Here is a 12261-nt window from a genome sequence, read left to right as displayed (position 1 = left end):
CCCTCTGTTCTTATTAGGTTGGGGAACCGTAAACAACAGAGGAATACTCGCGCCGCACGCCGGCTGCGGCAATGGTCAAAGCCCTCAAAGTGGATGACTGGTTTGGCCAAGGTTCCGGACTTTGATCGCTCCCACGCCGTGCCGCGATGATCGTTCCCACGCTCTGCGTGGGAATGCCTCAAGGGACGCTCCGCGTTCCAGCTCTGGAAGGGACGCGGAGCGTCCCGGGCTGCATTCCCACGCAGAGCGTGGGAACGAGAGTCGGTGGTGAGCAGCGAGCGTCAGCGGTGGATCAGACCGCTTCGTTGAGGATCAAGCTGCGATAGTGCCCAGGATTGGTCCCCGACCACTTGCGAAACGCCTTGTAGAACGAGCTCGCATCGGCAAACCCCAAGCGGGTGGCGATGTCGGCAAAACTGATCGAAGGTTCCGCCAGCCAGGTGATCGCCAGCTCTTTGCGCACGCTATCCTTCAGGCCCTGATAGGTCTGCCCTTCTTCAGCCAGACGCCGGCGCAGGGTCGAGGCCGACATGCACAACTGCTGGGCCAGCGCGTCGGTTTCCGGCCACTGTTCGGCGGGCAACTGCCGCAGATCCTGCTTGATCCGGCTGGCAAGGCTTTCCGGGTCGCGATACTTCACCAGAATGTTGGCCGGGGCATGGGCCAGAAAGCGTTTCAACTCCTCGGCGCTGCGCTTGATCGGCAGATCCAGCACATCGGCGGCGAAGATCATCCGCGTGCGCGGCCGGTCGAAACGCAGGTTTTCCGAGAACATCACCCGATAGTCATCGCAAAAATCCGGCGCCGGGCAGCGCAGTTCGATGGCCAGGATCGGAATCCGCCGCCCCGCCAGCCAGCACGCCACGCCGTGGACGATCATCCAGTAGGTGAAATAGGTGAAGGCGCGGCGCGGTTCCGGGTCGTCTTCCAGCAGCACGATTTCCGCCAGACTCTGCTGGTGCACCAGTTGCGCCGGCATGCGCTCGAGCATCAGCGACAGAAAATTCAGACCGCTGCCCAACCCGGCCGCCAGGTTCGGCTGGGCCATCGCGCTGCGGCAGAGGAATTCGAGGCTGCCGGATTTCAGCTTGCGCGGGTCCATGCCGAAGAACTCGTCATCGCCGCGCCGCGCCAACAGGCGCCACAACCGCGCGTACTGGCTGGCCGGCACACGGGCGTCATCGGTGGGCAGCAACGCCGGATCGATCCCGACCTTGCTCAAGACTTCTTCCGTGGCCACGCCAGGGGCACAACTTTGCAGCAGTGCTTCGCGCACCAGTTGAATGGCGATGGTGTCTTTTTCCGACATGGAACCCGCTGAGTCCTGTTGTTGTTCGAGTGGCGGGCATCTTAGCGCAGCTGGCTGGGCGGCGTGGATGTTCAGACTCGTTCAGCTGAGGTTCAGCTAAATGTCAATGAATGCCATGTGAGAATGACTTTCATTATGTTACAACTTGTAACCTCATTTCGTTACACAGTGACCGCCGAATGCTCGTTCCCTTTTTGATCATGTTGCGCGAAGGCATCGAAGCCGCGCTGATCGTTGGCATCATCGCCAGCTACCTGCAACAGACCGGCCGTGGCCAGTGGATGCCGGCGGTGTGGATCGGGGTGTTTCTCGCTGCTGCGCTGGCGTTGCTGGTCGGCGGTGGCCTGGAGCTGGTCAGTGCCGAATTCCCGCAAAAGCAGCAGGAACTGTTCGAAGGCGTGGTCGGGCTGGTGGCCGTGGGCATTCTCAGTTCGATGGTGTTCTGGATGCGCAAGGTGGCGCGTTCGATCAAGCATTCACTGCAAGCCTCCCTCGATCATGCGCTGACCGCGTCGAAGCATCAGGTCATCGCGCTGATCGCCATGGTGTTTTTCGCCGTGGCACGGGAAGGCCTGGAAACCGTGTTCTTCCTGCTCGCCGTGTTCCAGCAGAGCGAAGGCCCGGCCGCGCCGATCGGCGCCCTGCTCGGCCTGATTCTGGCGATCGTCGTCGGCTTCCTGATCTACAGCGGCAGCATGCGTTTGAATCTATCGGCGTTCTTCCGCTGGACCGGGCTGTTCATCCTCGTGGTCGCCGCCGGGATTCTCGCCAACTCGGTGCAGGCCCTGCATGAAGCCGGGGTGTGGAACCACCTGCAAACCGTGCTCTTCGACTTCAGCGCGACGCTGCCGACGGACGGCCCGCTGGGCTCGGTGCTGGCCGGCATGTTCGGTTATCAGGACGCACCAACCGTCAGCACCCTCGGCGCGTACCTGATTTATCTGCTGGTGGCGCTGGTCATGTTCTTCATGCCGGCGCCCAAGCCTGCTGCCCAATCGTCTTCCGTTTCCAGCCAATAAGGGCCTTCATGTCAAAGCCTAAAATTCCTCAGGCCTCGCCTCCCCGCGCCTTGCGCTGGGCGGTGGCCGGTTCGGTGGTCGTGATGATCGCCGCCGGTGGCCTGTTCTACTACGCCTCGAAACTGGCCGCCGCCAAACGTCAGCACAACCGTGACGAAGTGGTGGTCAACATCCATCCGCACAGTTGCGAACCGAACGCCCTGACGGTCCCGGCCGGCCACGCCAGTTTCCGCATCGTCAACCGCTCTGACCGGGCGGTGGAGTGGGAAATCCTCGACGGCGTGCTGGTGATCGAAGAGCGTGAGAACATCGCGCCGGGCCTGAGCCAGGTGATCAACGCCAACCTGCAACCCGGCGACTACGCCATCACCTGCGGCCTGCTGAGCAACCCGCGCGGCACCCTGCACGTGACGCCAACCGCCGCTTCCGATGCCGCCGCCAAGGCCAAGCCGTCGATGGTTGCCTTCGTCGGGCCGCTGTCGGAGTTCCGCGTGTATCTGGCCAGCCAGGGCAGCGCGCTGATCAAAGCCGTGACGGCGCTGAATCAAGCCATCGACAGCGGCGATCTGGCCCAGGCCCAGGCGTCGTATTTGCCGGCCCGCGCCGCGTATCAGCGTCTGGCCCCCGCCGCACAACGCCTGGCCGAGCTGGACAACAGCATCAACGCCCGCGCCGATTACTTCGAAAAACGCGAGCAGGATCCGGCCTTCGTCGGATTCCACCGCCTCGAATACGCGCTGTTCCAGCAACGCAAACTCGATGGGCTGACACCGATTGCCCAAGGCTTGCTCGACAACGTCACCACGCTGAAACAGCAACTGCTGGCCCAGTCGCTGCCACCGGAGCAACTGGTGGAAATCGTCGTGCGCAACCTCAACACCCTCGCCGACGTGCGCGCCGCCAGCGGCGAAGAGGAACGCTACAGCCACAGCGATCTCAACGGCTTCGCGGCCAATCAGCAAACCGCGCACAAAGCCGTCGAACTGCTGCGCCCGCTGCTGAGCAAATCCGCCGCCGACCTGCTGCCGAAAATCGACAGCGCGCTGGCTGATTTCGATACCACGCTGAACGGCTTCAAGGTCAAGGACGGCTACGCCAGTTACGACACCGTCAACGGTGAGCAACGCAAGCAGATCGCCGACAAGGCCAAGGCTCTGGCCGACGCCCTCGACGCCATTGATCCCGCCCTCGGCCTCTCCGGCCTGTAAGCAGAAGACGAATACCGATGAACGATTCCGAACACTTCAACCTGCAACGTCGCCGCGTACTGATGGGCATGGGCGCCGCCGGCGTCGCACTGGCCGGTACTGCCCTGAGCTGCCCGGCAATGGCCGCCGCCCCTGCGCAAGTCACCGAAGCGCCGAGCAGCGACAAGACCCAGGATCACCACGATTTCCATGGCGTGCACCAGACTGGCATCGTCACCCCGCGTCCGGCGGCCGGCATGCTGGTGTCGTTCGATGTACTGGCCAGCGACCGTGAAGACCTCGAACGCCTGTTCCGCACCCTCAACGAGCGCATCGCGTTCCTGATGAAGGGCGGCCCGGTGGCGCAGATCGATCCGAAGCTGCCGCCGCCGGATTCCGGAATCCTCGGCCCGGTGGTGACGCCGGACAACCTGACCATCACCGTGTCCGTCGGCGAATCGTTGTTCGATGAGCGCTTCGGCCTCGCGTCCGCCAAACCCAAGCGTCTGGTGCGCATGGTCGGTTTCCCCAACGATGCGCTGGAAGCCGATTGCTGCCACGGCGATTTGAGCCTGCAGTTCTGCTCCAACACCGCCGACACCAACATCCACGCCCTGCGCGACATCGTGAAGAACCTGCCGGACCTGCTGCTGGTGCGCTGGAAACAGGAAGGCAGCGTGCCGCCGCAAGCCCCGGCCAAGCCCGGTGTGCCGGCGCAATCGGCGCGTAATTTCCTGGGTTTCCGCGACGGTTCGGCCAACCCGGATTCCAACGACGGCAAAGCCATGGACCGCATCGTCTGGGTGCAACCGGGCAGTGATGAACCGGCCTGGGCGGCCCACGGCAGTTATCAGGCGGTGCGGATCATCCGCAACTTTGTCGAACGCTGGGACCGCACGCCGTTGCAGGAACAGGAAAGCATCATTGGCCGGGTGAAAACCACCGGCGCGCCGATGGGCGCCAGCCATGAGACCGAAGTCCCGGATTACAGCAAGGACCCGGAAGGCAAGCTGACCAAGCTCGACGCGCACATTCGCCTGGCCAATCCGCGCACCGCCGCGAGCCAGGCCAACCTGATCCTGCGCCGGCCGTTCAACTACTCCAACGGCGTGAACAAGAACGGCCAGCTCGACATGGGCCTGCTGTTCATCTGCTATCAGGCGGATCTGGAAAAAGGCTTCATCACCGTGCAGACCCGCCTCAACGGCGAACCGCTGGAGGAATACCTCAAGCCGGTCGGCGGCGGTTACTTCTTCACCCTGCCGGGTGTCACGGGCGACAAGGACTTCATCGGTCGCTCGCTGCTCAACGCTACTCAACCAAAAACAACTGCATAGCATTCAACAGGAGCCGCCCCCATGAAAAAGACGCCACTCGCGTTATTGCTGACCCTTGGTTTGCTCAACACCCCGCTGTCGGCGTTCGCCGCGACCGCGCCTCTGGATCTGGTGGGGCCGGTGTCGGACTACAAGATCTACGTCACCGAACAATTGGATGAACTGGCCAGCCACACTCAGCAGTTCACTGACGCGGTGAAAAAAGGCGACCTGGCCACCGCGCAGAAGCTCTACGCGCCGACCCGCGTTTTTTATGAGTCGATCGAGCCGATCGCCGAGCTGTTCAGTGACCTCGACGCGTCCATCGACTCTCGCGTCGACGACCACGAGCAAGGCGTAAAAGCCGAAGACTTCACCGGTTTCCACCGCATCGAGTACTCGCTGTTCTCGGAAAAGAGCACCAAGGATCTGGACGCCCTGGCGGATGGCCTGAACAAGGACGTGAAGGACCTGCAAACCCGCGTCGCCGGCCTGACCTTCCCGCCGGAAAAAGTCGTTGGCGGCGCCGCTGCGCTGCTCGAAGAAGTCGCCGCGACCAAGATCTCCGGTGAAGAAGACCGATACAGCCACACCGACCTCTATGACTTCCAGGGCAATATCGACGGCGCGAAGAAAATCGTCGACCTGTTCCGTCCGCAGATCGAGAAACAGGACAAGGCCTTCGTCGCCAAAGTCGACAAGAACTTCGCCACCGTGGACAAGATCCTGGCCAAGTACAAGACCAGGGACGGCGGTTTCGAGACTTACGATAAGGTGAAGGACAACGACCGCAAGGCGCTGGTCGGCCCGGTCAATACCTTGGCTGAAGACCTGTCGACGTTGCGTGGCAAACTCGGTCTGAACTGAGTCCGCGCATAAAAAAATCCCCCGGACGCGTGCTGCGTTCGGGGGATTTTTTGTGGGCCGGTTTTAGAGAATGCGATAGAGCAACCGCTCGACCCGCACCCGGCTCACGCGCTTGAGGAACTTGGCCACACCAGCCGGGTAGTCCGGCAGGGCTTCCAGGTCCTGGAATCGCTCGATCCGCGTGGTGTGTTCGAAGATGTTTTCCAGCTCCAGACGGCGCGGCTCCAGCCACTCGCCTTTCGGGTCATCGATCAGCAAGGCGTTTTCCAGATCGAGCCGAAACGCCCGCGGGTTCAGGTTATTGCCGGTCAGCAACGTGTAGCGCTGGTCGATCCACATGCCCTTGAGGTGATAGCTGTTGTCGCCTTCACGCCACAGGTGCAGGTTCAACTGGCCGCTGTCGATGTTGCGCTGATGACGCTTGGCGAAACGACGCAGGCTGATCTCATAGAGATACGGCAGCGCAGCGATCACCTTGAACGGCTCGGTCGGCGGAATGTAGAAGTCGTTGGCGGTCTTGTCGCCGACCACGATGTCGATCTTCACGCCGCGCGCCAGTGCGCGGTTGATCTCGCGGATCACCCCCAGCGGCAGGTTGAAGTACGGCGTGCAGATGGTCAGTTGCTTCTGGGCACTGGCGATCAGCTCGAGAATCACCCGGTTCAGCGGATTGTTCTTGCCCACACCCAGCAACGGGCTGACCGACAGGCCAGTGTGCGCCGTGCTGCCGGCACTGGTGTCGTACGCCGCGTACTTCAGGCGGCTGCGCAGGTCGCCGATGTCGTTGCGCAGACTGCGGGTGGTCGGCAGGTTCGGCAGGTCGAGGCGATGCACCGCTTTCGATTCGATCAGGCCGTGCTTGACCAGATGGTGCATCGAGTCCGCCAGTTCGCGGCTTTGCAACACGTGATAACGGTCGAAACGGTACTTGTCGAACTTGTGCAGGTAGACGTTGTTCAGGCTCGCACCGCTGTAGACCACGCAATCGTCGATCACGAAGCCTTTGAGGTGCAGCACGCCGAACAGCTCGCGGGTCTGCACCGGCACGCCGTAGACCGGCACCACGCTCTGGTGGGTGCGGGTCATTTCCTGATACCACGCCGAGTTGCCCGGCTGCTTGCCGGCACCGATCAAGCCACGCTGGGCCCGCAGCCAGTCGACGACCACCGCGATTTCAAGCTCGGGACGCTTGAGTTTGGCGGCGTGCAAGGCATCGAGAATTTCCTGGCCGGCTTCATCGTTTTGCAGATAAAGCGCGACGAGGTAGATGCGCCGGGTCGCCTGGGCGATTTTCTCCAGCAGGCAACGACGGAAATCGGCGGCGCCGGGCAGTATCGTCACGGCCTCGGCGGTCAGCGGAAAGCTGCGCAGTTTGGGCAGCAGAGAGCGTTTGAAAAGCAACGGCATAGGGCTCGCAATGGGTCGAATCCGAAGAACCCGAGAGCTTACACCATCAACTCCTTCGGGTCTTCCCGCCTGATTGATCGTTCCCACGCTCTGCGTGGGAACGCAGCCCGGGACGCTCCGCGTCCCTTCCAGAGCTGGAACGCAGAGCGTCCCTTGAGGCATTCCCACGCAGAGCGTGGGAACGATCAAGTAGAACGCGAGAGCGATCATAAAATAATTGCTTGACCAAGGAGAACGATCGTTCTACTGTTCGCCACATGAACGAAATCACACGCAACGACACGACCCGAGACATCATTCTGGATGTCACCGAAAAGTTGATCTACAAAAGTGGCATCGCTGCCACCGGCATGGATCTTCTGGTGAAAACCGCCGGCGTTTCCAGAAAGAGTATCTACCGCTACTTCGCCAACAAGGAGGAGCTGACCGTCGCCGCCCTGCAACGCCGCGACGTGCGCTGGATGCACTGGTACAGAAGCGCCGTCGATCAGGCCGAGACCCCGGCCGACCGCCTGCTCAACCTGTTTACCGTGCTCAAGGGCTGGTTCGCCTCGGAAGGTTTCCGGGGCTGCGCCTTTATCAACACCAGCGGTGAGACCGGCGATCCGCAGGATCCGGTTCGCCAGGTCGCCAAAGACCACAAACAGAAACTGCTCGACTACCTGTGCGAGCTGTGTACCGAACATGGGGCCGAGGACCCGCAACTGCTGGCCAAACAGTTGCTGATCCTGATTGACGGCGCCATTACCGTAGCGCTTGTGATGGGTGATCACAGTGCCGCCGATAATGCGCAATGCATGGCGCGAAAGTTATTGGACCTGTAACGCCTTAATAAGCCTGACAAGTTGTTTAACTGTTAACAGATCGGGAGACAAACATGTCTACTGCAGCCGAAGTTCGTCCGCCATTGCCACCGTTCAACCGTGAATCGGCCATTGAAAAAGTTCGTCTGGCCGAGGATGGCTGGAACTCCCGCGACCCGGAACGCGTGTCGCTGGCTTACACCCTGGACACCAAATGGCGTAACCGCGCCGAATTCGCCAACAACCGCGAAGAAGCCAAGGGTTTCCTGACCCGCAAATGGGCCAAGGAACTGGATTACCGCCTGATCAAGGAACTCTGGGCTTACTCCGACACCCGCATCGCCGTGCGCTACGCCTACGAGTGGCACGACGACTCGGGCAACTGGTTTCGCTCCTACGGCAACGAGAACTGGGAATTCGACGACAACGGCCTGATGTTCCAGCGTTACGCCTGCATCAACGACATGCCGATCAAGGAGAGCGAACGTAAGTTCCATTGGCCGCTGGGTCGCCGTCCGGATGATCATCCGGGGTTGTCCGAACTGGGTCTGTAAACATTTATCTGCAGGAGCTGCACTTAGCAGCTCCTGCAGTTTTTTCGCTGATCATATTTGAGTCACAGAGATTTTAGTAACGGGGACCGCTTGAGGGGACATAGTTAGGATCATTCTCAAGCGTATAGGTCACCGTTGCCGAATGACTCTCTGGATTCAACTGCACATTGGATATTGAAACAATCTTGCCCGCCTTCTTAGCAAGGATTCGGCCTTGTTTTTAGCATCTTGTTCGGTCTCCGAAGTGCCGTTTAAATCGACGATAATTTCCATATGAAACCTCATTTTGTCCGTGCCCAATTCGAGTAACCGGGTGCACGAATTGTTTCATAAGGAAAGCAGTGCATAACCTGTCAGATCTGAGAGGCAGTTAGTTGAATTGGGAATGATGTTCCTCAATCTGATAACCATTGGATTGGTAAAGGCTTTGCTGGCAGAACCAAGACAGGTCGCCGCGACATGAGGAAATGAGTAACATGACTGCCCTCCCCGCAGCCCAGCTCTGCAACCTGCCGAATAAGCCGATTCCATGCCTTTCGAACTCAGCGTTGACCTCACCACCTTGGCCGTTCTGGCCCTTGTCGCTTTCATTGCCGGATTCATCGACGCCATCGCCGGCGGTGGCGGACTGTTGACCACGCCTGCGTTGCTCACCGCCGGCCTGCCGCCGCACCTGGTGCTGGGCACCAACAAGTTGAGTTCGACCTTCGGCTCGGCCACCGCCAGTTTCACCTTCTACCGACGCAAGCTGTTTCACCCACGGCAGTGGATGCACGCTATCGTCGGCACGCTGGTCGGTGCGCTGACCGGCGCCATTGTCGCGCATTACCTGCCCGCCGAATGGCTGAACAAGATGCTGCCGGTGATCGTCTTCGCCTGCGGCCTGTACCTGTTGTTTGGCGGCACGCCGAAAGCGCCGCTGGACAGCGACGCACCGATCAAGAAAAAGTGGCAATCGACCCAAGGCTTCAGCCTCGGTTTCTACGACGGCGTAGCCGGTCCCGGCACTGGCGCGTTCTGGACCGTCAGCAGCCTGCTGCTGTACCCGATCGATCTGGTCAAGGCCAGCGGCGTGGCACGCAGCATGAACTTCGTCAGCAACATTGCGGCGCTGTCGGTGTTCGTGTTTTCCGGGCAGGTGGACTGGATCATCGGCCTGAGCATGGGCCTGTCGGTGATGGTCGGCGCATTCTTCGGGGCGCGCACCGCGATCAGCGGCGGCGCCAAGTTCATTCGTCCGGTGTTCATCACCGTGGTACTGGGATTGACCGTGCGTCTAGCCTGGCAGCACTGGTTCAGCGTGGCCTAAACGCCGCGCCACGTAGACGTCGATCAGGTAACGGGCAATCGATTTGGACGCCGGCAACGGCGGCAGAGCGTGCACGTTGAACCACTGGGCGTCTTCGATCTCGTCTTCCTGGCAGACAATCTCGCCACCGGCGTATTCGGCATGGAAGCCGAGCATCATCGAGTGCGGGAACGGCCAGCACTGGCTGCCCATGTACTGAATGTTCTTCACCTCGATCTGCACTTCCTCGCGCACCTCGCGAATCAGGCAATCCTCGGCCGACTCACCCGGTTCGGCAAACCCGGCCAGCGTGCTGTAGACCCCGGTGACGAAACGCGGTGAACGCGCCAGCAAGATCTCATCGCCACGGGTCACCAGCACGATCATGCTCGGGGAAATCCGCGGATAACTACGCAAATCACACGGCTGGCAATACATCGCCCGCTCCCGCGGCACCTGGGTCATGGCCTGACCACAGTTGCCGCAGAAACGGTGTTCGCGCGCCCAAGTGCCAATCTGTGCGGCATAACCCAGCACTTTGTAGATCGTGTGATCGCCGTCGAGCATGAACGCCCGCAAGCCTTTCCAGTTGCACCCCGGCACCTCGCTGGTGCTGTGCAGTTCCAGCAGATACACCGGTTCGCCATCGAGATGGCCGATACCGTGTTCGGCCAGGATCGACAAGTCCTGGCGCTTGAGCCATTCCCGGGGGAACAGCGCGCCGTTGTCATCGAACAGGAAACCCTCGGGGCTGCGCGCCACGGCCCAGCCGCCGGGTTGATCGGTGTCCAGTACTGCAGTGGTCCAGCGAGATGTCATGGTTTCTCAATCCAGAAATTCGGGTTTCTGTTTGCTCATATGGGCGGCCATGGCCACACGCAAATCGTTGGATTGCAGCATGGCGGCGTTCCAGGTGGCAACGTACTCGAGACCGTCGTCGATGCGATGGTCGCGCATGTAGCTGATCATTTCCTTGGTGCCGGTGACCGCGATTGGCGACTTGCCGGCGATATCCCGGGCAATGTCCATCACACCTTCGATCAGGCCGTCCTTGTCGCTGTAGACGCGATTGACCAGGCCGATGCTGCGCGCCTCTTCAGCGCCAAAGGTGCGACCGGTGTAAGCCAGCTCACGCAGCATGCCGTCACCGATGATCCGTGGCAACCGTTGCAGGGTGCCGACGTCCGCCGCCATGCCGATGTCGATTTCCTTGATCGAGAATTGCGCGTCTTCGGCGGCGTAGCGCATGTCGCAGGCGGCGATCAGGTCGATGGCGCCGCCCAGGCAATAACCCTGGATCGCCGCGAGTACCGGTTTGCGGCAATTGTCGACCGCGTTGAAGGATGCTTGCAGGGTCAGGATTTTTTTACGCAGCAGACGTGCATTGCGACCGACATCCTTGCCCAGCTCATTGGCCACGCCGGCCAGCATCATCAGGTCGATGCCCGAGGAAAAGTGTTTGCCGGCGCCGCTGAGCACCACCACCCGCACTTCGTCGGTGTCGTCGATCCACTGGAACACCTCGACGATTTCACTCCAGAACGCGGCGTTCATCGAGTTGATCTTTTCCGGACGATTGATCTGCACATGGGCGATGTTGTCGGCCAGTTCGACGCTGAAGGCGGTGTATTGAGTCATGGCAGAAATCCTTTACCGGGCTGAAAATGAGGCCCGAACTATAACAAGGCATCAGCACGGCGGTTCGGCCAAATGCGGGACTCTAGCCGTTCTTCACCGCGACGAAGGCGGCGGTCTCGTAAGGCACCGTCACTATCTCCCTGCCCCGCAGCTGCGGCTCGCCGGCAATCAGTTGAGCAATCTGCTCGTCGATCTTCGCGCGCTGCTGATCGCTCAGCGCGGCAATGAAACTGGTGGAGCGCACCCGGTTGAAGATCACATCTTCCGGCGCGCCGGTATGCCCGTGCTGGAAATGCTGCGCCTGCAACGGCCCGAACGCCGGATGGGGAAAGGCCTTGCGCCATTCACCGGTGTAGAAACGCGGCGTGTCGCCTTCCAGCGCATTGACGATGGCGTCCAGTTTGGGCACCCAGTCGATCCGGGTGTCGCGCAGGTTCCAGATCAGGCCCAGTTTGCCGCCCGGTTTGAGGACTCGAGCAATTTCATCCAGCGCCTCGGTGCTGGCAAACCAGTGAAAGGCCTGTGCGCAGACCACCGCATCCACCGAGGCGTCGGGCAGCGGCAAATCCGTTGCAGTGCCGCTGACGGCCAGCACCTGCGGCCAGGCCAGCGACAGTTTTTCCAGCATCTGCGCCACCGGTTCCACGGCAATCACCTGAGCGCCGGTCGCCACCAGCCGTCCGGTGAACTTGCCGGTGCCGGCGCCGAGGTCGATAACGGTCTTGTGGGCATCGAGGCCCAGTGTGCCCGTCAGCCATTCGCTGACGGCCGGCGGGTAGTCGGGCCGGCCTTTGACGTAGGTGTCGGCGGCGGTTTTGTAGCCGCTGGCGGCCGAGTGGTGAACCTGATCTTTCATGGCCAAACTCCCATGGT

12 protein-coding genes are annotated in these 12261 nt (G+C 61.0%); 7 read left to right on the top strand and 5 right to left on the bottom strand.

Annotation, left to right across the window (positions count from 1 at the left end):
• Nucleotides 1–292: 292 nt before the first annotated feature.
• A complete protein-coding gene (locus CAF80_RS06160) occupies nt 293–1309 on the bottom strand; it encodes an AraC family transcriptional regulator (RefSeq protein WP_074690505.1) in 1017 nt (338 codons plus the stop codon).
• A gap of 179 nt (nt 1310–1488) precedes the next feature.
• Here CAF80_RS06160 and efeU point away from each other — a divergent pair, with 179 nt between their 5' ends.
• From efeU to efeO (CAF80_RS06140), 4 genes are read left to right on the top strand one after another with little or no spacing between them, the layout of a single operon-like run.
• Entirely contained in the window at nt 1489–2328 is an 840-nt protein-coding gene (gene efeU, locus CAF80_RS06155; protein ID WP_085666988.1) for an iron uptake transporter permease EfeU, read from the top strand.
• An 8-nt stretch (nt 2329–2336) separates the two neighbouring features.
• The gene (efeO, locus tag CAF80_RS06150; RefSeq protein WP_085666987.1) at nt 2337–3536 is read left to right on the top strand and encodes an iron uptake system protein EfeO; all 1200 of its coding nucleotides are present in this window, start codon (nt 2337–2339) and stop codon (nt 3534–3536) included.
• Between the two features lie 17 nt (nt 3537–3553).
• A complete protein-coding gene (gene efeB, locus CAF80_RS06145) occupies nt 3554–4852 on the top strand; it encodes an iron uptake transporter deferrochelatase/peroxidase subunit (protein WP_074690503.1) in 1299 nt (432 codons plus the stop codon).
• A gap of 21 nt (nt 4853–4873) precedes the next feature.
• The gene (efeO, locus tag CAF80_RS06140; RefSeq protein WP_085666986.1) at nt 4874–5698 is read left to right on the top strand and encodes an iron uptake system protein EfeO; all 825 of its coding nucleotides are present in this window, start codon (nt 4874–4876) and stop codon (nt 5696–5698) included.
• Between the two features lie 63 nt (nt 5699–5761).
• Here the strand turns inward: efeO (CAF80_RS06140) and pssA are convergent, their stop codons facing one another.
• Nucleotides 5762–7105 carry a CDP-diacylglycerol--serine O-phosphatidyltransferase gene (gene pssA / locus CAF80_RS06135; RefSeq protein WP_085666985.1) on the bottom strand — a complete coding sequence of 448 codons (1344 nt, stop codon included), beginning with the start codon at nt 7103–7105 and terminating at the stop codon, nt 5762–5764.
• Nucleotides 7106–7362: 257 nt separating this feature from the next.
• Here pssA and CAF80_RS06130 point away from each other — a divergent pair, with 257 nt between their 5' ends.
• The 3 genes from CAF80_RS06130 to CAF80_RS06115 all read left to right on the top strand — a co-directional run bounded on the left by CAF80_RS06130 (nt 7363) and on the right by CAF80_RS06115 (nt 9771).
• Nucleotides 7363–7929, top strand: coding sequence for a TetR/AcrR family transcriptional regulator (locus CAF80_RS06130; RefSeq protein WP_039768664.1), 567 nt, complete (start codon nt 7363–7365; stop codon nt 7927–7929).
• A 53-nt stretch (nt 7930–7982) separates the two neighbouring features.
• Entirely contained in the window at nt 7983–8462 is a 480-nt protein-coding gene (locus CAF80_RS06125) for a nuclear transport factor 2 family protein (protein WP_039768666.1), read from the top strand.
• A gap of 529 nt (nt 8463–8991) precedes the next feature.
• Nucleotides 8992–9771 carry a TSUP family transporter gene (locus tag CAF80_RS06115; protein WP_027611974.1) on the top strand — a complete coding sequence of 260 codons (780 nt, stop codon included), beginning with the start codon at nt 8992–8994 and terminating at the stop codon, nt 9769–9771.
• Here CAF80_RS06115 and nudC read toward each other — a convergent pair.
• The 3 genes from nudC to CAF80_RS06100 all read right to left on the bottom strand — a co-directional run bounded on the left by nudC (nt 9739) and on the right by CAF80_RS06100 (nt 12244).
• A complete protein-coding gene (gene nudC, locus CAF80_RS06110; RefSeq protein ID WP_064596865.1) occupies nt 9739–10569 on the bottom strand; it encodes an NAD(+) diphosphatase in 831 nt (276 codons plus the stop codon). The genes CAF80_RS06115 and nudC overlap by 33 nt on opposite strands.
• Nucleotides 10570–10575: 6 nt before the next feature.
• Complete coding sequence (locus tag CAF80_RS06105; protein ID WP_011334292.1) at nt 10576–11388, bottom strand: crotonase/enoyl-CoA hydratase family protein; 813 nt, start codon at nt 11386–11388, stop codon at nt 10576–10578.
• A gap of 82 nt (nt 11389–11470) precedes the next feature.
• Nucleotides 11471–12244, bottom strand: coding sequence for a class I SAM-dependent methyltransferase (locus CAF80_RS06100; RefSeq protein WP_039768672.1), 774 nt, complete (start codon nt 12242–12244; stop codon nt 11471–11473).
• Nucleotides 12245–12261: the final 17 nt, after the last annotated feature.

This window comes from Pseudomonas sp. B34(2017), from assembly GCF_002112915.1.
Classification (GTDB): domain Bacteria; phylum Pseudomonadota; class Gammaproteobacteria; order Pseudomonadales; family Pseudomonadaceae; genus Aquipseudomonas; species Aquipseudomonas pharyngis.
The sequence above is the reverse complement of the archived record's forward strand: the minus strand, read 5'-3'. Positions and strand labels throughout refer to the sequence as shown.